Below are 23,681 nucleotides of genomic sequence, written 5' to 3'. Positions count from 1 at the left end.
CGATGGCGATCCGGTCGAGAACATCAAGCTTCTCCAGGACCGCGACAACATCAAGGTCGTGATGAAGGACGGGGTCTACTACAAGCGGCTCATCCTGACACCCGGCATGTAGCAGGCGAACTGTTAACGTGTTCAAGGTGGTTCAGGGGAATACGTAGAACCTCGTGATTCCTTTTCTCTACAGCTGGGCGATCCATCACCGGATCGCCCGTTGCGGTTTCGCATGTCTCACTGCTGGAGCGTCCCCTGAAAGGGCGCGCACTGACGAACGTTCTAGAAGCGGTTTAATTGGATCATGCGTAAACGTCCGACCATGCCTGTACTCGACCGCACAACGGACATCGCAGTGCTGAACGGGATTGGCAGCATGTCGGTCACTTATTCTCCCAAGGCTCGCAGCAGCGGTTTGAGCGCCCCGCGCGGGATCCGCGGGACGTACTGAAGGCGATTCTTTGGGTCATAGCCTGCAACGAGAAGCGGCACAGGTTACCGGCTAACTTTCCGCCGTTACAGACGTGCTATATCAAATGGGTCCAATGGAGACGCGCCGGTCTTATGTCCAAAGTGCTTGATGAATTGGAGGTTGAGGATATCTGAACGGCGGCAGCGGCGTCACGTGGATCTTCGCGGCCGCCTCGCCCGTGCGTGCCAGCGTGTTGATATCGGCGACCGCGCCATCACACGCATTGCCAGAAAGCGCCATCATTTCGATGGGGTGGATTGGTGAGGGGCTCCGGGATTGATCACTCCAGGAGCCCCTCACTGGCATAGCAATCCTAACCGTGCTGGGCGACAGGGCGAGCATCCCGTCGAAGCAGATCCAGGGCTGCATCCACGATCATGTCTTCCTGTCCCCCCACCATTTTCCGGCGGCCAAGCTCGACGAGGATGTCGACCGTCTTCAGGCCGTATTTGGCGGCTGCGAGCTCTGCGTGGCGCAGGAAGCTCGAATAGACGCCTGCGTAACCCAGCGCGAGCGTTTCTCTGTCCACGCGCACGGGGCGGTCCTGCAACGGTCGGACGAGATCGTCGGCGGCGTCCATCAGCTTGTACAGATCACAACCGTGGTTCCAGCCTTGACGCTCCACGGCGGCAATGAACACCTCGAGCGGTGCGTTACCCGCCCCCGCACCCATCCCGGCTAGACTTGCGTCGACGCGGTCGCAGCCCTCTTCTACGGCAACGATCGAATTCGCCACGCCAAGGCTCAAATTGTGGTGTGCATGCATCCCCGTCTGTGTCTCGGGCTTGAGCACATCCTTAAATGCACGGAACCGGTCGCGAATATCGTTCATACCAAGTGCGCCGCCCGAGTCCACGACGTAGACGCAGGTTGCGCCATAGCTTTCCATCAGCTTTGCCTGCTCGGCAAGCTTTTGAGGCGTCGTCATGTGACTCATCATCAGAAAGCCGACCGGATCCATGCCTAGTTCGCGCGCGAATTCAAGGTGCTGGCGCGAGACATCTGCCTCTGTGCAATGCGTAGCGACCCGTACGATGCGGGCGCCCGCATCGTATGCGTTGCGAAGATCGTGCGTGGTGCCAATGCCAGGAATCAGCAGCGTAGCAATCTTCGCAGTCTTCACACTCTCAGCGGCCGCCGAAATCCATTCTACGTCGCTATGTGCGCCGAATCCATAGTTGAAGCTTGAGCCGTCAATGCCGTCGCCATGCGCAACTTCCATGCTGTCGACGCCAGCTGCATCAAGAGCGGCTGCAATTGACCTGACATTAGCGACGCTATATTGATGCCGGATGGCGTGGCTGCCGTCGCGCAGCGTCACGTCGGAAATGTAGATCTTTTTGTTGAGAGTCATTGTGCAGCCTCCTTGATGCCGCGTGTGATGCCTGAAGCCAGCCGACGTTGTGCCACCAGATCGCCGCAGGCGAGGGCGGCGGAGGTCATGATGTCGAGGTTGCCGGCGTACGAAGGCAGATAATGTGCTGCTCCTTCGACTTCGAGAAACACCGAAGTCTTCAGGCCGTGTACCAGACCGACATCGGGAATGTTCAACGGTTTATCAGCAGGAATCACGTCGAACTGCACCTGCTGTTTAAGTCGATAACCTGGCACGTAGCTCTGCACCTTTGCGATCATCTTCTCAATGCTCTCCTGGATGGCTTGTTGATCGACCATTTCGGAGAGGACGAACACAGTATCTCGCATGATGAGCGGCGGCTCGGCCGGATTGAGAACGATGATCGCCTTCCCACGCGTTGCACCGCCGAGCTTCTCGATCGCGCTGCGCGTGGTCTCAGTGAATTCGTCGATATTGGCACGAGTGCCCGGCCCCGCCGACTTGCTCGCAATCGACGCGACGATTTCCGCGTAGTGAACCTTTGCAACGCGTGAGACAGCCGCAACGATTGGAATGGTGGCTTGCCCGCCGCATGTCACCATGTTCATGTTCGTCGCGTTTTCCTCTTCCAGATTGATGGCGGGAATGACGTATGGGCCGATAGCGGCGGGAGTCAGGTCAATCACCTGCACACCGCGCGCCTGTAGCACTTCATTGTGGTGTTTATGTGCACCGGCGGAAGTCGCATCGAAGACAATGTCGATATCCTTGAATACATCGAGGGCCAGCAAGCCGTCAATACCTTCGGCGGTTGTCGCCACGCCCAGACGAGATGCACGTGCGAGGCCGTCTGAATTGGGATCGACGCCAACCATTGCACCCATTTCCAGATACTTACTGTTTCGTATTACCTTGATCATCAGATCGGACCCGATGTTGCCGGACCCGATGATCGCTACTTTCGTCTTGGTCATTGCGTATAACTCCTTGCTAGTGATCAGTTCTGGATGCGCCCGGTAGCCTGAGCGGTGGATCGAACGTCTTGAACGAGGTTGCTGAGGGCGAAACCGATGTGTGCTGTGTCAACGCCGATCGCTACGAACCTCGCGCCACAATCGAGCCAGGTTTTTGCCACCGTTGCCGTGGGCGAGAAAACCCCCGGCGCGACGCTGGCCTCAAGGGCGTGGTTAATCGTCGTGGTAATTGCTGCACGCACCGTTTCATGATTGATTTGTCCGGGCACTCCCAGTGCATGGGACAGGTCGACCGGACCCAGGAAGATGCCGTCGAGATCGGCGATGCCCATGATGCTGTCAAGTGCTGCCAGTCCCCCGGCGCCTTCAATCATCAGGAGAACGGCGGTTTCGTCGTTTGCCGTCTCAAACCAACGTGGAGAGCAACCATAGCCGCCAGCTCGCACCCAGGGATTGGCGCCACGCGAACCTTGCGGCGCGAAGCGGGCGGCTCGTACCGCTTGTGTTGCCTCTTGCATTGACCCGATCTGGGGGACCAGCACGCCTGCCGCACCTGCGTCGAGCGCCGCACCGATGAGAGAGGCATCATTGCATCGCACGCGGACAATAGGAAAAATGCCGTAGGCCCGTGCTGCGAGGATCAAAGCGGGTAGCGTTTCGGTTCCAAAGCTGCCATGTTCTGTATCCAGAATGATGCCGTCGAATCCGGACTGAGCAGCGATTTCAACGAGCTCGACCGCCGGGATGATGGAGAAAAGCGCGAGAAAAGGCTCGCGTTTGCGAAGGCGAACACGAAGATTTGTCTCCCGGTGCACGGAAGAAGCGGAATCACCGCCATTTGGACGGTCCGCTGTCACAGCGGCCCTCCAGTTTCTGGAGTTCCAAGGTCAGTTTCTAGCGCGAACGGGTAGGTCCGGAGCGCCGCGTCGAGAATTCGCGGGTTAGGGGTATTCGCAAAACATGGCACGTTGGCCAAGCGACCGACGCGTCGATGAACGTGCGCCTCGCCAAAATCAAGCTTCTCCATATCACACGCTCTCCTTGAATCCATCTGGTCTCGCCCGATCAGAATTGGGCAAATGGTTTCACCAAAATGTCCATTGGTTACACCAATGTAGTCCTTGGTACACCCCGTTGTCAACTACTTGGTTTCAATCCAGAGGCATGGAAACTAAAGAATTACTGTGCTGCACTGCACTTCGATGCGCCCCGTAGTCGCGGCCTTGGCGGACATTTCTGCCTAGGCAAACCGAATCTGGGGCAAACGTCGATCCGTGCCCGGCTATGGGATGGGACGCCGTTTTCCAGTGACCTTGGTGCCTGGTGGGACGTTCCGTCCTCCCGTGCGAAATCGGAATTGGCGGTCCGAAAGTGGGGAAGGGAAGTGCGATGCTGATGCTTTTTTGGTTGAACCAAAGACGTTAATGGTATAACCTTGGTTTCGAGGGCGAGATGTCGCCATCACCAATGAACACGGTTACCCCCCAAGAGCAAAGGATAAAGATGAAGATCGTTAATTTCACAGTCGACGGCCAGCGTCGACTTGGTTTTCTGGTCGACGACAAGATTGTCGATCCGCTAGCGACCAAGATTGGAGCAAGATCGGAGAACAGCGCTCTGTTGGCTGATACCTCTAGCTTCATTCGTTCCGGCGCGGCTGGCCGGGAAGTGGCGAACGCAATTGTGGGTTCGGGCGAGGGCAGGCATTCGCTTGGTGACGTGCGATTGACCTCGCCGATTTTGCCTTCGACTATTCTCTGCAGTGGTAGCAACTATCGCGCGCACAACGCCGAAAAGGTGGGCGCTCCTATCAGCGGCAAAGAACCCGAGTTTTTTGTGATGACGTCGGACTGCGTGGTAGGACCGGATGAGCCGATCGTCTACGACCCCGAACTTACACAGAAGCTCGATTGCGAAACCGAACTGGCTATTGTCATCGGTCGGGAGGGTCGACACATTCCGGTTGAAAAGGCGCTTGATTACGTTTTCGGCTATACGGTCGCCAACGACGTCACCGCCCGGGATCGGCAGGTTCGCCAATCGCCTGAAGGTTTCACGTGGTACGAAGTAGGTCGTGGCAAAGCCTTCGACAGTAGTTCGCCGCTAGGACCGTCCATTGTCACTGCTGATGAGATCGGCGATCCGCAGACCCTGATGCTGCGTACCCGGATCAATGGAGAGTTGCGTCAATCAAGCCCGACTTCAGACATGATCTGGACGTGCGCAGACCTGATTCATTTCTTCTCGATCAACTTCACTCTGCGTCCCGGTATGGTCATCCTGACCGGAACGCCCGCAGGCACAGCCTGGTCAACCGACGCCGAACTCGGCGGAAAGTGGCAAGGTCAGGAGGGATTGGTTGCGGCGACACGCTATTGCTTGCCAGGCGATGTCATCGAAAATGAAATCGATCGTATCGGCGTTCTGAGGAATGAGGTCGTTCACATCTAAACGCTTCGCGCTGAAATTCAAGAACAGCCAGATTTTGGCTGTTCGGCGCGGAAAGCAGTGTTTTTTCTCACATAGCTGAAGGTGGCGGAGTTGCCGGTCGCTCGCTGCATTGAGGTTACCCGTAAAGCGGTGCGGTGCAGATTGGCGACATCCGCCCCGCACATGGTCCGCATCGGACCCCTGGCACTGTTCGAGGTGGTGATGCCATCTCGATCACGTCGGCGATGAACGGCAGAGCTGAAGTGACAGGCTGCACTTCGCTTCATCTGAAATGGAAACAGGCAACATCACGTTGGACCGATCTGCCGTAGAAATTAGGAATACTGAAGCAAAAGTGAAGAATTGATAGGCGTTAACCAATTGTGAAACTACTGTAGGAGACGATGATGCCCGAGACATTTGCCATGCACGAAGGAGCGTTCGGTCGCATTTCGCTGCTGCCACTGCGCACGGGATTGGTTTCCCACGCGCACTCGGAAGCGCATATCGTCTGGTGGCTCGGCGGCGCCGACGCTGAGGCGAGGATAGGTACGCAGGTTTTCCGCTTTAGCGAAACGCATGCGGTTGCGGTTAAGCCATTCGAACAGCACGACGGGAAGCTTTTGTCGTCAAGTTCGCCAGCCGTTTTCCTTTCGGTGTATATCAATAAAGAGTGGTTGGACAAAAGGGCCGCGATAACAGGTAGGCCGTTCGTGTTTACCTCCCCTCGTATTGCCATCAGTCCCGAGTTGCGCGCCAGTCTCTGGAAGGTCTTGGACCTGATAATGTTCCATCCGGAGCTACAAGAGAAGATTGAGGTCGCAGCAGAGGAGCTCATTAGTGGTTCAATCCAGACATCGCTGGTTGCACACTCACCGGGTCCGTTGACTGCGGGCGTCCCGCTGCTCAGTCGCAAGTTGAGGTTGGCAATAGTGCTTATGCGCGAAAGAGTTGATGTGCGCACTACAATCGACGAGATTGCGAGCGAGGCAGGATTGTCGAGAGCACGACTGTTTGCGCTATTCCGCGACCAACTCAACACTACACCGCAGGTGTTCTGGAGCGCAATTCGCCTTGAAGAGGCGATTCGTAAGCTGGCGATCGGAGATGTACCCTTGATAAACGTCGCCGATGAACTGGGATTCTCTGCGGCTAGCAATTTTTCACGCTTTTTCAAGGAGCATACTGGCGTTTCGCCTTCTGACTACAGGCGCGCAGCGACAGCTCCGCGTGCTGGTATGGCGTGCGACGCCATTGGGAAATTGCTGTACTTTGCGAACGAAAAATTCGCATGAAATTAGTGTTGCTTATTGTATCGATACCATAGCGTAGTAGGTCTGGAACGAAAGAGCTGGTTTGCTTGCGTTGGCGCGCAACTCCGTAACAGTGTTTTCCGCATTGTGGCGTTTATAAAAAAGATTCGGATATCTAAAATATAAATGAAAGTCCATGAACAAAGGTGTTCGTGGCAAGACCGGAAATACGGAGCTAATTTATCGTGAAGTCCCTCATGCAAGCCATTGTCGTTGCCGGCGTATTCGCCATCCCGGTTGCCTCCTTTGCCCAATCAAATGGTCCGCTCACCCGGGCGCAGGTTCGCGCCGAGTTGGTTGAGCTCGAACAAACTGGTTGGCGCCCAGGCCAGGGTCGAACTACCTATCCGGCGGAAATTCAGGCTGCTGAAGCCAAGGTGGCTGAGAAACACCGTTCGGAAGGGATCGGCGGCGGCGATGTGTCCGGTTCGTCGGAATCAGGGCCGTCAGCAGTGTCGAAGTCCAACTAGGACGCGTCGTACCTTTACCCGTTGCGTTTCAATTCCGGACGCCCAGTGAGGATGCCAAAAGTGTTTGACCTGAGCATGTAGTCTGGGCGCGCAGTACCCCTGCGCGCATTCCATCCACCCAGTGTGAATGATCCACTGCTGCGATGGTCTATCAGCTACGAGGCGGAAAATGCGGTGAAGCTATCGGGTCCGAATTTACACTTTGCGTTGACATAGGGAAAATTATTTCTGTCGAATCGGATTGTCGGTGTCGCGGGCGATCGGTCGATTGGGTCGACGCGATTGTCGCTAAACAAGTACACTCTTTCGCAGCTGCGATAGGGTAGAGATCAGTTAAGGCGGTGCGTGCTGCCTTATGCTCTACGTCGTCGCGTGGTCTTTCTTTCTTACGAAACTTCGAGCATGGGAAACAATCAACTATCCAACGTCACCCTCCAGAAAAGCCGGGTCGTCGTAGCGGGCGGCACCTCGGGAATTGGCTTTGCTGTGGCCGAAGCTGCGGCGCAAGCCGGAGCCGAGGTCATCATCGCATCAAGCAACCGTGAACGCGTCGCAGCTGCAGTGGACCGACTGCCTCAAGGCGCTCGCGGAGAGTCGCTCGACTTTACCGACGAGGCACAGGTGAGCGCGTTTTTCACGCGCGTCGGCGCATTCGACCACCTTGTCTACACGGCCGGTGAAGCGCTGCTCCTGCAAAACCTTGCCGATGTCAGCATTAAGGCTGCGCAGCAGGCTTTCGAAGTGCGCTATTGGGGTGCGCTCAAGGCCGTTAAATACGGGGCTTCGCTGATTCGCGCGGGTGGCTCTATCACGCTCACAAGCGGAGTGGCGTCGTCGCGCCCGCTGCCTGCCTGGGCGATCCCGTCGAGCATTCTTGGCGCGATCGAGTCACTGACTCGCACCCTGGCGGTCGAGCTTGCGCCGCTGCGAGTCAACGCCGTAGCGCCCGGTGTCTTGCGCACGGCCTTGTGGGACAATATGAGTGAAGCTGATCGCAATGGTCTTTATGATCACATCGCCGAAAAGATGCCTGTGCGAAGGGTTGGAGAGGCAAGCGACGTTGCTCGAACGTATCTTTACCTGATACAACAGGGTTTTAGCACGGGCCAGGTCATTATTGTCGATGGTGGCCACGTGCTGGTCTAACGGACGACCACGTACCTCGATCGGGCGTTCTCGTCGACGAAGGCCCTCATCAGCGTCGCACCCGGCAGTCCCATTCCGGCGTTGAAAAATTTTCTTTAACGACAACATTTTAAATGACCGGCTATCTTCAAGAGAGCAAAAGCGCCGTGCGCAAGGCGACCACAGCACCAGCGCTGATGGACATGAAATTAGCCGGTGAGAAGATTGCGATGCTGACCTGCTATGACGCAAGCTTTGCTTCGATGATGGACCGCTGTGGAATCGATATGCTGCTGATTGGCGACTCCTTGGGCAACGTGTTGCAAGGCCAAACCACAACCTTGCCAGTTACCCTCGAAGATGTTGCGTATCACACGGCGTGTGTGTCCCGCGGAAATCGATCTGCGCTGGTAGCCGCTGATATGCCGTTCGGCACCTACGGGACGCCCGAGTCTGCGTTTGAAGGCGCTGTGAGATTGATGCAGGCGGGCGCACAAATGATCAAACTCGAAGGTGGTGCCTGGTTGGTCGAAACCGTGAAATTTTTAACGGAACGCAGCATACCCGTGTGTGCCCACCTTGGGTTGACACCGCAATCGGTTCACCGTCTTGGTGGGTTCAAGGTTCAGGCAAAGAAAGCTGAGGACGTCGAACGATTGAAAGCGGATGCAGTAGCACTCCAGGAGGCGGGCGCATCGTTGATGCTCATTGAAGCGATTCCGGCGACGGTGGGCAAAGAACTGACTGACCTGCTTCAAATACCGACCATCGGAATCGGCGCTGGTCCAGACTGTTCCGGTCAGGTCCTTGTAATGCACGACATGTTGGGAATATTTCCCGGCAAGACCGCTCGCTTCGTGCGTAACTTTATGGATGGAATGCCGAGTATCGAAGCTGCTATCGGCGCCTATATCAAGGCTGTCAAGTCGAGAGAATTCCCTGCGCCCGAACACTGCTTTTAGTCCGCATTCGGGATATTGTCAGTCGTTCCGCCACCAGACGGCGGGGCATCAATCCCGCCGCCGTCGCAATCCATGTTGAGGTTAGGTAGGGGTCTGGACTATGAACTACTGCACATTCGGCGCATGCTCGTCGCGACCAAAGTTCGGCTGCGCACTGGCGCTGGTCCCAGTCAGCTAGGACTCGGTCGCTTACACATCGTGCGTACGGCGGAGACCAGCTTGAAACGGCTCGATCGTGTACCGCGGCCGGGCCTGCCGTATCCGCACTGGATGCAACGCTTCCACGACCGTGACCGTTCCCGGCAGGTGCCACGAACTTTAGTTGTGACCGACGTTTCAACTCGATCACTCAACGGACAATCCTTTGAACGTGAGAAATAGATTCCGTGCGGTAGTTCGCTTTATCGATTCTTGTGCCGCTTTCTTTGAAGACATCGCTTTGCTGGGCTGGGGTTGCGAGCGCCTCGACGGTTGCTCCGACTCAGACTGGATCAGTAACCGCAACATAAGACAGCCCCGTGTTGCTCATAGTCTCAGTGTTGCACGACATGTCCCGCTCGCTCGACGAGGTGAACGTCGGATTGGCAAACCAGCGTTTTTAAAAGGCATTCGCGCCACCCGGTGCCAAGGCAGTGAGCTGGGACGTCGTGATGCGAGATTGGCGAGATCATCGCATTCCGCTTGCCGGTCTTCGCGCTCGTGAAGTCAGGCGGCCGCACGTACAGTAGTACCAGGAATGCCTGAGCTTGTGCGTGCAGATCAAGGCGAGTATGCCGGATCGGCAAGCTTGTTTGCCGGCTGCAGGGACGGTGGAATGGCGTCCAGCAGTGTGTCTATCACTACACGCAACTTGTACGGCAGGTAGCGCGTCCGGGGCCAGATAGCGTGCAACGGGACCATTACCGACGAGGCTTCACCGAGGACGCCGACGAGCGCACCCGACTGCAAATGTTCGTTCACCAGCCAATACGGGACGTGTGCAAGCCCAGCGCCATCGACAGCAGCGGCAGCTATCGCCCCGATGTCATCAAATCCAATCCTGTGTGCAATTTCCGTTTCCACCTTACGTCCAGTGGCGTCCGTCAGTGGCCATGGGAATATCCGACCCCCACGCATATAGTTGATGCCTCGGTGCGCGGTGAGATCGGCAAGGTCACGTGGCGTTCCGTTGCTCTCGAGATAGGCCGGTGACGCACAAAGTATCATGCGCTGCTCGCCGAGCCGGCGCGCCACAATCGCATCGCTGTCGGCGAGGAGACCGCTGCGTATTGCGAGATCGATGCCGTCGTCGACGAAGTCGACCAGGCGATCAGTGAAGATCCCTTCAAGCTGGAGTCGCGGATAGCGCTTTGCCAGACTTAGCAAAACGGGCGTCACGTGCAAACGACCGAAAACTACCGGCGCGCTTACCCGTATCCGACCTACCGGCTCGTCGCGCCCTGCTTCGAGGATGTGCTGCGCGGCGTTCAGCTCCTCCAGCGCACGGGCACAACGCTCGTAGAAGACCTGGCCGTCGTCAGTCAGGCTCTGGCTGCGCGTTGTTCGCACGAAGAGTCGGGACCCCAGCCGTGCCTCAAGTCGGGCGATTGATTTGCCTACTGCAGAGCGGGTCAGCCTTAATCGTGCCGCTGCCTGCGCGAAGCTTCCCGCTTCTACTGCAGCCACGAAGGCGCTAATTCCGGCTAGCCGATCATGTGAAACAGGTTCCACTTATTGGTTCCATTTTATCTGCATACTGCCGATCAATATGATGCACTCTGTAGTCCACAGAATCGTTATTCTGCGGCTGTCATCATGTTAATACGGAAGAACACCATGCCGCTCTCGATGCAACGTTGGCAATTGCCTGCTTATGGTCGCACAAATCTGCAACTGGCCGAAGTCGCTGTACCGGTGCCCGGCCCTAGTCAGGTGCTGGTGAAGGTACAGGCAATCGCATTGAACTACCGTGATCTGCGGATCACCCACGATGGGATGGGCATGCCATTGCCGTTGCCCTTCGTGCCAGCTTCCGACATGAGCGGTGAGGTTGTCGTGGTGGGACCGGGCGTCACCAGCTTCGCGGTGGGCGACGCGGTGATCAACACTTTCTTCTCCGGCTGGGTCGATGGCGTCCAGCCACAAACCAGCGTGATGTTCGGCGCGCCAGGGCCAGGCATGTTGTCCGAGTATGTCGTGCTCAACGAGGACTCGCTTGTGCTTGCTCCGCGTTCGCTGGACCCGGCTCAGGCTAGCACATTAACCTGCGCCGGCCTGACCGCCTGGTTTTCGCTGACCGAGAGTGCATCGACTCGTCCAGGCGACACCGTGGTTGTGATCGGAACCGGTGGCGTCGCCCTGTTCGCAGTGCAGATTGCGGCAGCACAGGGGGCACGCGTCATCGTGATTTCCGGCGACGACGACAAGTTGGAACGCGTCAGGCATCTGGGCGCCGCCTATGGCATCAATCGCAAGCGGACGCCGAACTGGGCCGCGACGGTGCGTGAGATCACTGGAGGACGCGGGGCAGACCACGTTGTGGAGTTGGCCGGTGGAGATAACTTCGGCCAGTCGATGCTGTCATTGACACAAGCTGGCCGTATATCGGTTATCGGCATTCTGCAGGGAGACGAGCTGCGGACCTCCGTTTTCCCGCTGCTGCAGGCGCGCGCCACGGTGCAGGGCATTGGAGTCGGGCCGCGCCGTGCACTAGAAGACCTGGTGCGCGCGGTTGACTGGCAAGAACTGAAACCTGTGATCGAGAAAACGTATCGGTTCGACCAGCTCCCAGCCGCGCTGGACCACTTGGAGCGAGGCTCGTTCGGTAAGCTCGTAGTAACCGGCCCCGGGGTTTGAGCCGACAGGTGAACTGGTGAAGCGCTCGCTTCTTTCAACAAACTCTCTGGTGATGCCCCGCTGTTCTGCCTCGTAGGCGGTTGCGTAATTACGCCAATGGCCGGCGCGAGAAACACGCTGTCGCGTTTCGCCTCGAGGCTTTGATCTCCATCTCCGTGTAGGAAAGCCGCCGGGCGAATTCCTGACGTCCAGCAAACATGTCACCCGAGATGTTCAAAGTGGCCGTCCAGTCGCAGTCGCTGGGCGGCCTTTAGTTTTTACAGGCTAGCACGCGTGGATCCTGAAAAAGTGGACTGTCTGATAAGCGAGTGCTGGCAGAGTCACGGGAGCGTGCGAAAAAACCACGAATTCCGGATAAGGCCCGCTCACGGGCTCGACTGTTTGATAACCGATAGGACGCTGCGATAAGCCTGAAATCGCCCCCAGACCTAGAATGCATTCACAGGATTCGGACATGCTCTCTATCAAAGCGTAAAGGAAGAGCTGGCCACGCAGGAGACGACCGTGATGCCGGTCCACTGCCTCGGCAGTTGCCGGACGCCGTGCGTCGTTGCAGTTGATGCGTGAAATTTTCGATTCCGGCGACCTGCTTAGGAACAGCTACACTTTTCGCACTATGGAAATCTTTCGAACCATTGAGGATTGCCAACAATCTCCCCGAGAAATTGCGGCCCTGGCAAGCGACTATCTGCACGGCTATTATTTTCCGCCGCACCGCCACCTACGTGCGCAACTGATTCATGCGCTTAGTGGTGTCATGACGGTCATAAGCGAGCACGGGAGTTGGGTCGTACCCGCGGGACGTGCCGTGTGGATGCCGACTGGATCGGACCATGCCGTGCGCTTTTTTGGCGACGTCAGCATGCGCACGGTTTTTGTCGCCCCTGATGCCCGTCCCGGTCTTCCAGATGCGTGCGAGGTCATCGAAGTGTCCCCGTTCCTACGCGAGGCAATCGTCGCCGCGACGCGCGTACCGCTGGACTACGAGCTTGGGGGTAGGGATCACCGGGTCATGGAGCTGATTCTCGATGAGCTCGAAGCAGCGCCGCGGCTGCAATTGCACGTGCCCATGCCTCGAGACCCGCGACTCATGTGCTTGTGCGAGCAACTGATCGCAAGCCCTTCCGGACCCGTGATACTCGCAGATCTGGCCGCCGGAATCAACGTCAGCGAGCGAACCCTCGCCCGAATGTTCCATCGCGAACTTGGGATGAGCTTCGGGCAGTGGCTGCGCCGCATGCGGCTGTTGCTAAGCCTGCCATGTCTCGCTGCGGGCGCCTCGGTGTTGCAGGTCGCGATGGAGCATGGCTATGACAGTCCGAGCGCCTTCACCGCGATGTTCCGGCGCACGCTCGGGATCGCACCAACCGCTTATTTGAGCGGGCGGAAATGAATGAATTGAGGTTGGCCGAAAGGTGGCCGGCAAGACGAAGCGACATTGAATTTTTGCTTCTATTCCCGATACCTCGAAGGGGTGCATGCAGGCAGGCACGCCGATGTCTTAGGGCGTTTATGTTCCGACGGCAGCGCATTAACAGGCTGGCCACCTCATCGCAGGCCGATGCGGGTTGTTGCTGGTGAAGTACCCGGCTGAAGCGGGAAAATCTCTTTCAGAGCAGTTGTCCGTATCGCGACGATGGTTGGCATCCCTTGACGGTACGGTCAAATCAGGAATTGCTAGAGTACACAAACTGTTCCAAACACACCGGGTGTAAACCATGCCGAGTTTCTGTACATATTTTCTCACCACGCGTAGGTCGCGGTCCCGATGGGTCTGCAGCGCCGCTGCAGCTATGACAGCGATCTGCCCTACAACTGCTCGCCTAAGCGTGCCTTTCACGCTTGCGTGTGCGTTTGCGGATTCATCAGTATGACAACTGTCGAACTTCTGGCGCCCCCCGTGCCAAGCCCGCAGATGCCGGTGGCTGCTGCCGCGCCTGCGCCACCGGCCCCCGCTGCGCCCACGCCACCCGCTTTCGGACTACGGCTTGCGATCGGACTGGTGGGCGTACTGCTCGCTTCGTTTACCGCGGGGTTGAACGAACACGTCACCGACGTGGCAATGATCGACGTGCGTGGCGCGCTGTCGATTGGCCACGACGAGGGAACCTGGCTGACCGCGCTCTTTGAGGCCACCAACGTCACCGCCATGGCCTTCGCGCCCTGGTGCTCAGTGACCTTCTCGCTGCGACGTTTCACCATCGGCGCGGTCCTCGCTTTCGCATTGTTGGGCTTCCTTTGCCCGTTCGCCACCAATGTTGGAACGCTCGCGGTCCTGAGGGCGCTGCAGGGGCTTGCCGGTGGATGCCTGCCGCCCATGCTGATGACGGCGGCGCTTCGGTACCTGCCGCCCAACGTCAGACTTTATGGGCTTGCCAGCTATGCGCTCACCGCGACGTTCGGACCCAACCTGGGTACGCCGTTAGCCGCCTTGTGGACCGAATACGTCGGCTGGCACATGGTGTTCTGGCAGGTAGTGCCGCTGGGCCTCATGAGCAGCGCGGCGATCGCCTATGGTCTGCCGCAGGATCCGCTGAGGCTGGAACGCTTTCGCACATTCAACTGGGTCGGCTTGCTCACCGGTTTTCCTGCCATCTCGATGATGGTGATCGGGCTTAACCAGGGCGACCGGCTGGATTGGTTCAATTCGCCGCTGATCTGCCTGTTGCTCGTTGGAGGGGGGCTGCTGTTCTGTATGTTCCTGTTGAACGAGTGGTCGCACCCGCTGCCTTTTTTCCAGTTGCGGTTGTTGGCTCGACGCAATTTCACCCATTCGCTGATTACGCTTGCTGGCGTATTGGTGATCCTGTTGGCGGTGTCTGTCATTCCAGCCGACTATCTCACCGAGGTGCGTGGGTATCGGCCGCTGCAGATTGCACCACTGGCGCTGGTCGTCGCCCTGCCGCAGCTTGTCGCGCTACCGCTCACGGCGGCGATCCTCAACATCGAACGTGTTGATTGCCGCTGGGTGCTGGGGATTGGACTGACCCTGATCGCGCTCTCTTGTGCCCTCGGCACCTTCATGACGTCGGACTGGGTGCGCGAGAACTTCTACCTGCTCCAGGCGCTTCTAACGGTCGGCGAACCGATGGCCGTGATTCCGCTGCTACTGCAAACGACTACCGGACTGCCGCCAACCGAGGGCCCGTTTGCGTCGGCCATGTTCAACATGGTGAAGGGCTTTGCCGGGGCGATCGGCATCGGGCTGGTGGAAGGGCTTGGCACCGCGCGTGAACACTACCATTCCACGATGCTCGTCGACCAGTTGGGCGGCGCACCTTTGATCGCCGGACAGGCCGCCGATCACGCGGGGACGTTTACGCAACTGGCCAGCAGGATCCATGAGCAGGCGATCGTACTAATGTCGGCGGACCTCTATCTCGTCATGGCGGTCTTTGCCGCCGCCCTTGTGCTGCTCATTCCCATCGTGCCTGTGCGTGTCCGTCCGCCCCGCGCGCCCACCCAGACAACTTCTCGCTGAACACATCGAAAATGTCACAATCTACCCGACCATCCAGAAAGCCCGTCCTGCTTGGGGCCTTGGCCCTCCTATTAGCCGGCTGCGGCTGGGGCGGCACAAAGCTGCTCTCCCAACAACCCGTCGCTGAGTCGACAAACGACGCCTATGTCACCGCCGATTACACGCTTGTTGCACCGCGTGTTGCTGGCCAGATTGCCGAGGTTCTGGTCGACGACAACCAGGTGGTGAAAGCGGGCCAGCTTCTGGCGCGTATCGATGACCGCGACTATCGCGCCGCCCTTGCCAGTGCGCAGGGTGACCTGAATGTAGCCGCGGCCACCGTGGGTGATTTTGACGCGAAGATTGCGCAGCATCCCGCAGTCGTCGCACAGGCGCAAGCGACCTTGCACTCCGACGAAGCCGCCATTGACTTCGCGCGCGCCAACGCCACGCGCTATCGCAATCTTTCCGCTGGCGGCGCCGGCACGATGGAGGAGCAGCAGCACGCCGTGACCACGCTCGATCAGCAACAGGCTGACCACGATCGCGACAGTGCTGCGCTGCAAGCTGCCCAGCAGGATCTTGATATTCTGCGTGCGGGGCGCACCAGAGCGCTCGGCGAGTTGGCGCGCGCCCAGGCCGCGCTCGATCAGGCGAAGCTTAACCTTTCCTATACGGAAATCCGCGCACCGATAGACGGTATGGTCGGCCAGCGCTCGATCCGAGTTGGCGCAATCGTTGCTGCGGGTACGCCGTTGCTGGCCGTGGTACCGCTGTCACAGGCTTATGTCGTCGCCAACTTTCAGGAAAACCAGCTTGACCATATGCACCCGCATCAGCCGGCTCGCATCACAGTGGACAGCTTTCCGGGTCTTGTCTTGACCGGCCATGTCGACAGCGTTGCGCCGGCGACGGGTATCGCGTTCGCGCCGGTCGCGCCAGACAACGCAACGGGCAACTTCACCAAAATCGTGCAACGCATGCCGGTGAAGATCATCCTCGATCCGGGTCAGCCGGGCGTAGCCCGGTTGCGCGTGGGCCTTTCGGTCGAGCCGACGGTCGATGTCGCAGCAAGTGACACATCAGTTAAAGAGGCGGGGACAAACTGATGGCACACTCCTTGTCTATTCGGCCCGTTCTGCTAGCTCTGCTGTCAGGTGCCATGCTTGCGGGTTGCACGCTCGGACCGAATTTTCAGCGGCCCAATGTTTCAGCACCCAATGATTTCACCCGTGCCAACCAGGCTGAGGCGCCGAGCCGACCCGTCGAGGCCACGCTCGCGCCCGAGTGGTGGTCCCTGCTGGGAGACTCGGACCTGGTGGCATTGGAGTCGCGGCTCGCGACCGACAATCTCGACGTCAAGGCCGCCTCGGTTCGCCTGCTGGAGAGCCGCGCCGGGTTACGCATTGCAGGCGCGGAACTGTATCCGACGTTAAGCGGTGCTGCGTCTTACGACCGGGAGCGGGCGAGCCCGAATGGCATCTTTTCGCTGCTGGGCACCACTCCCGCAGGAGTGCAGCCCGAATCCGCGAATGGAGAAACCGCATTCGGTGTTTCCAGCTTACCTGGCTCGAGCGGATCGCCGCCCTACAACCTATGGCAGTACGGCTTCGATGCGTCTTACGAGCTGGACCTGTGGGGCCATGCGCGGCGCGGCGTGGAAGCAGCCAACGCGGCAGTGCAGGCCTCGGCTGAGGAACGCCGCGCTGTCCTGCTCTCCGCGCAAGCCGAACTTGCCCGTGACTATATCGAGTTACGAGCTACACAGACCCTGCTTGACATCACGAACCAGAATCTCGCGCTCGCCAACTCTACCGTCAAGCTGACACGATTGCGCATGACCGAGGGCGCTACGACCCCCCTCGATGTTGCCAACGCATCGGCGCAGGTTGCGTCGATCGAAGCGCGGCTGCCGCCGCTGCAGGCGCGCCGCGACGCACTTATCAACGCACTCAGCTTCCTGCTCGGCGAACAACCCGGTGCACTCGCACAGATGTTGGGAGCCCCGCGCGACATTCCATCGCTCCCGGCTCGTGCGCCGATCGGCTTTCCGTCGGAACTGGTACGACGCCGCCCCGACATCCGGCGTGCGGAAGCACAGTTGCATGCTGCAACTGCCGAGATTGGCGTTGCCCAGGCTGACTTCTATCCGCAGATCTCGCTCACGGGTAGTCTTGGTTCGCAGTCGCTTCAGCTTTCGAGTCTGGGTGACTGGGCTTCGCATCAGTTCGTCTTTGGTCCTTCCATTTCGATGCCCATTTTCCAGGGCGGAAGACTCAGGGGCACGCTCCAGTTGCGCAAGGCCCAGCAACAGGAAGCAGCGATCGGCTTCCAGCGTACGGTCTTGCAGGCGTGGCATGAAGTGGATGACGCATTGTCCGCCTACGATGCCGAGCAGCGCCGCCGTGATAATTTGAAGGAGGTGGTGCAGCAGGACCAGCTCGCGCTTTCGGTCGCGCAGCAACGGTATCGTGAGGGTGCCATTGATTTCCTCAACGTGCTCGCCGTACAGAAAGACCTGCTGGCCGCTCAAAGCGAGCTGGCGCAGAGTCAGGCGGACGCTGCAGTCAATCTTGTGACCCTGTACAAGGCCCTCGGTGGTGGTTGGGAAACGGCTTTCCCGGAGGATGCTTCATCCACTGCGGAGCACACCGGGTCAACGCCGCTGAAAACCGTTAGTACGGCAACCGGCGCATCAGCTCCGCAATGACCGCTGAAGTTGTGCACTTCCATCCAGCCCATCGCTGACGCAAATCCGTAAGCAGGCTGGCTCTTGGTTCCCATCCTGTGGCTCCCGCTTTCGTTTGAACAAACTTTGGAGAAGCAATGGTGTTCCTGCATGTCAATGGTACGGGCTACGAGCTGGATGTTCCAGGTGATATGCCGCTGCTTTGGGTGCTGAGAGACGTGATTGGTCTCACCGGAACCAAGTTCGGTTGTGGCATTGCCCAGTGCGGCGCGTGTACGGTTTATCTGGACGGCGACGTTGGCCGCGCTTGTGTGACCCCGGTGGCCACTCTGGCAAACCGCAAGGTCACCACCATCGAAGCCGTGGCCAACTCGCCTGTCGGGAAGCGGGTGCAACAGGCATGGCTTGACATTGATGTAGTGCAATGCGGTTATTGCCAGTCGGGACAGGTCATGTCAGCGGCCGCACTGCTTGGCCGCACCCCGAAACCGACGGACGCGGACATTGATGTTGCAATGGCAGGAAACATCTGTCGTTGTGGGACATACGAGCGGATTCGAGCAGCCATTCACCTGGCAGCGGAGGCGGCGTGATCGACGAGAACGGGGTCGAGTACAGCCGGCGTGCGTTTCTGAGGATTGGCGGCGGTGTTGGTTTAACCGTAGGCGGAATGCTCCTGTTTGGCGTTAGTTTGCCGGTAATTGCGGCTCCAGTATTGAGAGCGGGCAATCCGCTAGTTGATTCTTCCGATCTCACTGATACGCAGAGCGATTTCGTCCCGAATGTGTTTGTCCGTATTGCACGGGATGGACGTATCAGGCTGGTCATGCCTAAGGTGGAAATGGGGCAAGGTGTTTATACATCAATTCCGATGCTGATTGCTGAGGAACTCGAAGTATCTCTCGACAATGTCGAAATCGAGACCTCGCCTCCGGTTTCCGAGCTTTATACCGATCCGCTGCTAGGTGCGCAGATTACGGGGGGATCGAATTCAATACGCTATGCGTGGGAACCCCTGCGACGCGCGGGGGCCGCCGCACGAGTTTTGTTAATTCAGGCAGCGGCCAGTCAGTGGAAGGTGCCCCCTGAGAGCTGTCATGCTGAGAATGCGCGGGTCATTCATGGACCGACCGGCCGCACGCTGGAGTACCGGCAACTGGTTGAGATGGCTATGAGTTTGCCGATCCCGAAAGACCTCGCCAAGACCGTTACGCTGAAGGATCCGCGGCGGTTCCGCCTTATTGGCAGGCCAGTGAAACGCCTTGACTCCCCAGAGAAAGTTAATGGAAGCGCGGTATTTGGTATCGACGTCCGGGTTCCGGGGATGCTTTACGCGGTTTCTATTACAAGTCCGGTGGCCGGAGGTAAGGTCAAAGCGGTTGATGACCGGTTTGCCCGAAAAATCCCGGGTGTACGCCAGGTCGTTACGCTCGAACGCACTGTCGCGGTCGTCGGCGATCATACCTGGGCAGCAAAGCGAGGTCTCGAAGCCTTGGTGATCGAATGGGATGACGGCCCGAACGCGTCGCTCGATACACAGATACTGCAGCGGGATCTGCAAACGGCGGCATTGAGAAGCGGGGTCGTGTCGCGGCAGGTCGGTGATGTGGAGGAAGCGTTCGCCAAACACACCCTGCATTATGAGGCCGAGTACGGTCAGCCGTTCCTCGCACATGCTCCCATGGAGCCACTAAACTGCACAGTTCATGTCAGGCCGGACGGCTGTGACATATGGACCGGAACGCAAGTGCCGGTTTGGGCAGTGGACGCCGGCGTGAATTATACGGGCTTGCCGCGGGAGCGAATCGTCCTCCATAACCGGCTCCTTGGTGGGGGCTTTGGCCGGCGCAGCGAAGTGGACATTGTCATCCAGGCTTTGCAGATCGGGAAGCATGTGAATGCACCGCTCAAGCTTACGTGGATGCGGGAGGAAGACATTCGTCAATGTACGCTTCGGCCCATGTACCACGACAAGATCGCGGCTAGTCTCGACGAACACGGTTGGCCCGTAGGCTGGCGGCACACTGTGGCCGGCTCATCTGTACTTGCGCGTTTTCAGCCGACGTACTTCAAAGGCGGTCTTGACCGGGACGCCGTTGCCGTCGCTTCCGATCTGCCTTATGCGATACCCAATCAAAGGATCGAGTATGTCAGACAGGAGCCGCGTGGAATCGTCACCGGCTTCTGGCGTGGCGTAGGACCGGTACGAGGAACCTTTGTCGTTGAAAGTTTTATCGACGAACTGGCAGCGCGGGCAAAGACCGATCCCGTCGCTTATCGTCGGGCGCTGCTGTCGCCTACACCGCGTGCGCTTCATGTTCTCGATGTCGTCGCTCGTGAGGCGGGATGGGACCAACCCCTTGATGCCGGCGCCGGACGTGGGGTGGCAGTGATGCATGCGTTTGGCAGCTTTCTGTCTGCGGTCGTCGAAGCAGACGTTCGGAATAGCGAAGTCCACGTGCGGCGGGTAGTGATCGCTGTAGATTGCGGGCATGTAATCAATCCGGATACAGTCGACGCGCAGATTCGGGGAGGCGTGATTTTCGCCATCACTGCAGCGCTATATGGAGGCATCACAATCGATCGAGGTCGAGTCGTGCAAGGCAACTTCAATGACTATCGCATCTTGCGTATCCATGAAACACCTCGCATCGAAGTTCACGTAGTGCAGAGCAACGAATCGCCGGGCGGAATAGGTGAAGCAGGGTGTGCGGTTCTGGCGCCAGCCCTTATAAACGCCATCTTTTCAGCGACCGGCAAGCGCCTGCGTCACTTGTCAGTAGGAAACCAGCTGGCCGACGGCAACTTCGCTTGAGGACAATCGGTAATGAATGTTTCTACGTTCCGTGGCGTTTGCGCGTCAATACTTTCACTCCTCGCATTCACTGCAAGCGCTCAAAGTCAGGATCCCAATTATCAACTGGTCGAACGAGGAGAATATCTTTCCCGGGTCGGAAACTGCGCAGCCTGTCATACCGCGCCCGGCGGTGCTCCGCTGGCAGGTGGCTTACCGATGGCTTTGCCGATGGGCAGGATTTTCTCCACGAACATCACGCCAGATCCGGTGACCGGTATCGGCAAGTATACCGAACAAGACTTCTCCCGAGCACTCCGTGAAGGTGTGGCGAAGGATGGCCACAACCTCTATCCGGCGATGCCGTACACATCCTTTGCGAAGGTGAACGACGCGGATGTGCATGCACTATATGTATATTTCATGCATGGGGTGCGTCCGGCACAGAAGAACAATCGGCAACCGGACATCAGTCCGCTGCTCGCCATTCGCTGGCCGATAAAGATCTGGAACGCAATCTTTCTGGACTCAAAGGTCTATGAGCCTGTGTCGGGTCGGGATGCGCGGTGGAATCGCGGAGCTTATCTAGTCCAAGGTCTGGGGCATTGCGGAGCATGCCACACCGCGCGCGGTGTGGCTCATCAGGAGCTTGCACTTGACGGCTCGCGGGCGGGATTTCTCGGCGGTGCGTTAATCGACAACTGGTACGCATCCGATCTGACCGGAGACTCGAATACGGGACTAGGACAATGGACCGAGGAGGAAGTTTCGGAATTTCTTAAGAGAGGATCAAACCGGCACGCCACCAGCTTTGGCTCAATGGTTGAAGTCATCAATCAAAGTACGCAGGGTATGACTGATGCCGATGTGGCTGCGATGGCGCATTACCTGAAGTCATTGCCCCCAGCTCGTGATTCGGCGGAAGGGAGGGCCGTATACATTTCACAATCTGCGTTCGCATCCCCCACTTCTGATAGAACACCGGTACAAAGCGGGAAGGGCTTGTATGCGATCTATTGTCTGCAATGCCATGGCGCCGACGGGAAGGGAGTGGCGCCACTGATTGCGCCTCTTCAGCGCAACCCGAATCTGCTCGAAACCGATGCGTCGTCATTGATCAACGTCTCACTGAACGGGACGGGCAGGGTGGTGATCCAGGGTGTCCCGGCGGCGTACCCGATGCCGTCCTTTGGCGCAGTCATGAGCGATCATGACATTGCGGAGGTGTTGACTTACATCCGTGGCAGTTGGGGTAACCACGCGGATGCCGTAGGCGAAAGGAGCGTCGCATTAATGCGCAACCGAACGAAATCTGCTGCAGAGCAAGAGTAAGGCTCGTGTCCCAGGATCAATTTCGGAACGGTCGGTATCCAGTTGTATTGCTGTGCACCCAGAGCGCTCACCCTGGCTCTCGTAAACATGGACTCTTTGATAATTGTCAGGACACTGCGATAAGCCCGAAGTCGTACCCAGACCTAGAATAGATTCACAGGATTCGCTTGCGAAAGCTATCTGATCCATTCCACTTAATTTTTAGCCTTTTCCGCGCAGGAGTATTGGTGTGAAAACTATTCTTTCGGCTCTTGGCCTTGCCTCTCTTCTGATAGTCGGAGCTGCCGCTCATGCGGATTCGGTGTCCGGTTCCGCTCAGAATCAGAACACGCCCACCCAGTCACCGGCCAGCTTGGATCAAGGCGGTACAGAGGCCGGGGCAACCGCTTACGGTAGTCCGAATAGGGGGCTAACCCGTCAGGAAGTGCGTGAACAATTGATTCAGGCCCAGAACGATGGGCAGCTGAAAGCGTTGAATGCTGCGCTCTATAGTCGGCCCTAAACAATTCGTTCCGCACCCGGCCAGCGTCACGCAATGCCGTCGGGGCAATCGTCGGACCGAAGTGCCCGGGCGGCACCGCGACCTTCAACACTGGTGAAATCAACGTCAAGTCAACCTCGGCGCGGATACGCGACTAGACGATCCGATAAGCGTGCGATTGAACACACACCTAGAATTCATCCACAGAATTTGCAGTTTCTGGTTGTCCGAACAAGGTTCAGAAAAAGAGGGGTAGTTCTTTCCTCGAAATAGATGAAGTCAGGAGACAGCGTGGCGCTTACCGTGCACGAGAGCCTAGTACCACTCGATGCCGTCAACCCGGATATGAACGGGTGCGACCAATCGAGTACCGTCGCAATCTGCCGTACCTGCCCGAGGGACAGGCCGCACAGCGGTGAGCAGGGACTGGCTCTCTATAACGAAATAAAGGAAAGGCTGACCAGCCAGGGTATGACCGTGATGCTGGTCCACTGCCTCGGCAGTTGCCGGACGCCGTGCGCTGTTGCGCTTGATGCGCCGGCGAAGCCACGGGTACGGCTGTCCGGCCTGAAGGACGTCAATGCGCTGGATCTGATCGATGCAGCACTTGGGTACCGGCAGGCGGCATCGGATGACGTGAGCGTCATGACGCTTCCGGCGATGCTGCAGCAACACGTAACTGCGATTTCACCGAAACGGAAACGAAGCGCAGCATAAAAGAGCGGTGCGATCGACGCACCACATCACCTTCATTTCATCAACCCACTACATTCAGGAATGACATATGAAACTCAAATACGATGACGTAGGAACAGGTACGCCGGTCGTGTTCGTGCACGGACTCGGCGGCACGGGTAACGTTTTCGGAGCGCAGGTTGCGGCACTCTCGCCCAGCTTTCGGGTTGTGGTCCCGGATATCCGTGGCTGCGGCCGCAGCGACAAGGCACCGATTTCCATCGATGCGCTGGTCGCCGATGTCGTGGAGCTGATCGACGGTGCGGGTTTTGAAAGTGTCCA

19 protein-coding genes and 1 pseudogene are annotated in these 23,681 nt (G+C 58.2%); 16 read left to right on the top strand and 4 right to left on the bottom strand.

All coding sequences use genetic code 11. The features are described from left to right. Window positions 1–366 precede the first annotated feature (366 nt). Window positions 367–597: pseudogene (locus P3T42_RS36780) on the top strand (transposase); the annotation flags it as partial. A gap of 179 nt (window positions 598–776) precedes the next feature. On the opposite strand, the gene dmpG reads toward P3T42_RS36780, so the two are convergent. Genes dmpG through P3T42_RS36765 form a run of 3 tightly spaced genes read right to left on the bottom strand, consistent with a single transcriptional unit; the run spans window position 777 to window position 3,630 of the window. Further along, window positions 777–1,817, bottom strand: coding sequence for a 4-hydroxy-2-oxovalerate aldolase (gene dmpG, locus P3T42_RS36775; RefSeq protein WP_074296360.1), 1,041 nt, complete (start codon window positions 1,815–1,817; stop codon window positions 777–779). Further along, window positions 1,814–2,773 (bottom strand): acetaldehyde dehydrogenase (acetylating), encoded by a 960-nt coding sequence (locus P3T42_RS36770; RefSeq protein WP_074267559.1) that lies wholly within the window; start codon window positions 2,771–2,773, stop codon window positions 1,814–1,816. Before P3T42_RS36770 ends, dmpG begins: the two co-directional genes overlap by 4 nt. 23 nt (window positions 2,774–2,796) lie before the next feature. Then, window positions 2,797–3,630 (bottom strand): HpcH/HpaI aldolase family protein, encoded by an 834-nt coding sequence (locus P3T42_RS36765; protein ID WP_083611633.1) that lies wholly within the window; start codon window positions 3,628–3,630, stop codon window positions 2,797–2,799. 646 nt (window positions 3,631–4,276) lie between these two features. On the opposite strand from P3T42_RS36765, the gene P3T42_RS36760 reads away from it, so the two are divergent. From P3T42_RS36760 to panB, 5 genes are all read left to right on the top strand, one after another. Then, window positions 4,277–5,224 (top strand): fumarylacetoacetate hydrolase family protein, encoded by a 948-nt coding sequence (locus P3T42_RS36760; RefSeq protein ID WP_074267560.1) that lies wholly within the window; start codon window positions 4,277–4,279, stop codon window positions 5,222–5,224. Between the two features lie 383 nt (window positions 5,225–5,607). After that, window positions 5,608–6,498: a helix-turn-helix domain-containing protein gene (locus tag P3T42_RS36755; RefSeq protein WP_253190078.1), complete on the top strand. Its 891-nt coding sequence runs from the start codon at window positions 5,608–5,610 to the stop codon at window positions 6,496–6,498. Between the two features lie 203 nt (window positions 6,499–6,701). Next, complete coding sequence (locus P3T42_RS36750; RefSeq protein WP_074267562.1) at window positions 6,702–6,986, top strand: DUF4148 domain-containing protein; 285 nt, start codon at window positions 6,702–6,704, stop codon at window positions 6,984–6,986. Between the two features lie 402 nt (window positions 6,987–7,388). Further along, on the top strand, window positions 7,389–8,132 hold the full coding sequence (locus tag P3T42_RS36745; protein WP_074267563.1) for an SDR family oxidoreductase: 744 nt from the start codon (window positions 7,389–7,391) through the stop codon (window positions 8,130–8,132). Window positions 8,133–8,245: 113 nt separating this feature from the next. Further along, on the top strand, window positions 8,246–9,073 hold the full coding sequence (panB, locus tag P3T42_RS36740) for a 3-methyl-2-oxobutanoate hydroxymethyltransferase (RefSeq protein WP_074267564.1): 828 nt from the start codon (window positions 8,246–8,248) through the stop codon (window positions 9,071–9,073). A 759-nt stretch (window positions 9,074–9,832) separates the two neighbouring features. Here panB and P3T42_RS36735 read toward each other — a convergent pair. Next, on the bottom strand, window positions 9,833–10,783 hold the full coding sequence (locus tag P3T42_RS36735; protein WP_074296358.1) for a LysR family transcriptional regulator: 951 nt from the start codon (window positions 10,781–10,783) through the stop codon (window positions 9,833–9,835). 105 nt (window positions 10,784–10,888) lie between these two features. On the opposite strand from P3T42_RS36735, the gene P3T42_RS36730 reads away from it, so the two are divergent. The 10 genes from P3T42_RS36730 to P3T42_RS36685 all read left to right on the top strand — a co-directional run. Beyond that, window positions 10,889–11,908, top strand: a complete 1,020-nt coding sequence (locus tag P3T42_RS36730; RefSeq protein WP_171991643.1) for a zinc-dependent alcohol dehydrogenase family protein — start codon at window positions 10,889–10,891, stop codon at window positions 11,906–11,908. Between the two features lie 559 nt (window positions 11,909–12,467). Beyond that, on the top strand, window positions 12,468–13,301 hold the full coding sequence (locus P3T42_RS36725) for an AraC family transcriptional regulator (RefSeq protein WP_367117612.1): 834 nt from the start codon (window positions 12,468–12,470) through the stop codon (window positions 13,299–13,301). A gap of 477 nt (window positions 13,302–13,778) precedes the next feature. Then, window positions 13,779–15,389: an MFS transporter gene (locus P3T42_RS36720; RefSeq protein WP_074269327.1), complete on the top strand. Its 1,611-nt coding sequence runs from the start codon at window positions 13,779–13,781 to the stop codon at window positions 15,387–15,389. An 11-nt stretch (window positions 15,390–15,400) separates the two neighbouring features. Beyond that, window positions 15,401–16,477 carry an HlyD family secretion protein gene (locus tag P3T42_RS36715; protein WP_074267567.1) on the top strand — a complete coding sequence of 359 codons (1,077 nt, stop codon included), beginning with the start codon at window positions 15,401–15,403 and terminating at the stop codon, window positions 16,475–16,477. After that, entirely contained in the window at window positions 16,477–18,078 is a 1,602-nt protein-coding gene (locus P3T42_RS36710) for an efflux transporter outer membrane subunit (protein WP_083611635.1), read from the top strand. Before P3T42_RS36715 ends, P3T42_RS36710 begins: the two co-directional genes overlap by 1 nt. Before the next feature lie 116 nt (window positions 18,079–18,194). Next, the gene (locus P3T42_RS36705; protein ID WP_074267569.1) at window positions 18,195–18,650 is read left to right on the top strand and encodes a (2Fe-2S)-binding protein; all 456 of its coding nucleotides are present in this window, start codon (window positions 18,195–18,197) and stop codon (window positions 18,648–18,650) included. Then, complete coding sequence (locus P3T42_RS36700; RefSeq protein ID WP_074267570.1) at window positions 18,647–20,872, top strand: xanthine dehydrogenase family protein molybdopterin-binding subunit; 2,226 nt, start codon at window positions 18,647–18,649, stop codon at window positions 20,870–20,872. Before P3T42_RS36705 ends, P3T42_RS36700 begins: the two co-directional genes overlap by 4 nt. A 12-nt stretch (window positions 20,873–20,884) precedes the next feature. Further along, window positions 20,885–22,183 (top strand): c-type cytochrome, encoded by a 1,299-nt coding sequence (locus P3T42_RS36695; protein WP_074267571.1) that lies wholly within the window; start codon window positions 20,885–20,887, stop codon window positions 22,181–22,183. A 754-nt stretch (window positions 22,184–22,937) separates the two neighbouring features. Beyond that, window positions 22,938–23,381 carry a DUF1636 family protein gene (locus tag P3T42_RS36690; protein ID WP_074267573.1) on the top strand — a complete coding sequence of 148 codons (444 nt, stop codon included), beginning with the start codon at window positions 22,938–22,940 and terminating at the stop codon, window positions 23,379–23,381. A 67-nt stretch (window positions 23,382–23,448) separates the two neighbouring features. Continuing rightward, the coding region (locus P3T42_RS36685) for an alpha/beta fold hydrolase (protein ID WP_429308789.1) at window positions 23,449–23,681 on the top strand (233 nt) is incomplete at its 3' end.

Source organism: Paraburkholderia sp. GAS38 (assembly GCF_050434965.1).
Lineage (GTDB): Bacteria > Pseudomonadota > Gammaproteobacteria > Burkholderiales > Burkholderiaceae > Paraburkholderia > Paraburkholderia phenazinium_A.
Note: the sequence above shows the minus strand (reverse complement) of the source record. Positions and strands in the feature narration are given on the sequence as shown.

What these genes read in the sequence shown, in the direction of transcription:
- P3T42_RS36770 (WP_074267559.1), bottom strand. Translation starts at nt 2,773, where the DNA reads ATGACCAAGACGAAAGTAGCGATCATCGGGTCCGGCAACATCGGGTCC.
- P3T42_RS36705 (WP_074267569.1), top strand. Translation starts at nt 18,195, where the DNA reads ATGGTGTTCCTGCATGTCAATGGTACGGGCTACGAGCTGGATGTTCCA.
- P3T42_RS36720 (WP_074269327.1), top strand. Translation starts at nt 13,779, where the DNA reads ATGACAACTGTCGAACTTCTGGCGCCCCCCGTGCCAAGCCCGCAGATG.
- panB (WP_074267564.1), top strand. Translation starts at nt 8,246, where the DNA reads ATGACCGGCTATCTTCAAGAGAGCAAAAGCGCCGTGCGCAAGGCGACC.
- P3T42_RS36745 (WP_074267563.1), top strand. Translation starts at nt 7,389, where the DNA reads ATGGGAAACAATCAACTATCCAACGTCACCCTCCAGAAAAGCCGGGTC.
- P3T42_RS36730 (WP_171991643.1), top strand. Translation starts at nt 10,889, where the DNA reads ATGCCGCTCTCGATGCAACGTTGGCAATTGCCTGCTTATGGTCGCACA.
- P3T42_RS36725 (WP_367117612.1), top strand. Translation starts at nt 12,468, where the DNA reads ATGCGTGAAATTTTCGATTCCGGCGACCTGCTTAGGAACAGCTACACT.
- P3T42_RS36710 (WP_083611635.1), top strand. Translation starts at nt 16,477, where the DNA reads ATGGCACACTCCTTGTCTATTCGGCCCGTTCTGCTAGCTCTGCTGTCA.
- P3T42_RS36695 (WP_074267571.1), top strand. Translation starts at nt 20,885, where the DNA reads ATGAATGTTTCTACGTTCCGTGGCGTTTGCGCGTCAATACTTTCACTC.
- P3T42_RS36690 (WP_074267573.1), top strand. Translation starts at nt 22,938, where the DNA reads ATGAAGTCAGGAGACAGCGTGGCGCTTACCGTGCACGAGAGCCTAGTA.
- dmpG (WP_074296360.1), bottom strand. Translation starts at nt 1,817, where the DNA reads ATGACTCTCAACAAAAAGATCTACATTTCCGACGTGACGCTGCGCGAC.
- P3T42_RS36760 (WP_074267560.1), top strand. Translation starts at nt 4,277, where the DNA reads ATGAAGATCGTTAATTTCACAGTCGACGGCCAGCGTCGACTTGGTTTT.
- P3T42_RS36755 (WP_253190078.1), top strand. Translation starts at nt 5,608, where the DNA reads ATGATGCCCGAGACATTTGCCATGCACGAAGGAGCGTTCGGTCGCATT.
- P3T42_RS36715 (WP_074267567.1), top strand. Translation starts at nt 15,401, where the DNA reads ATGTCACAATCTACCCGACCATCCAGAAAGCCCGTCCTGCTTGGGGCC.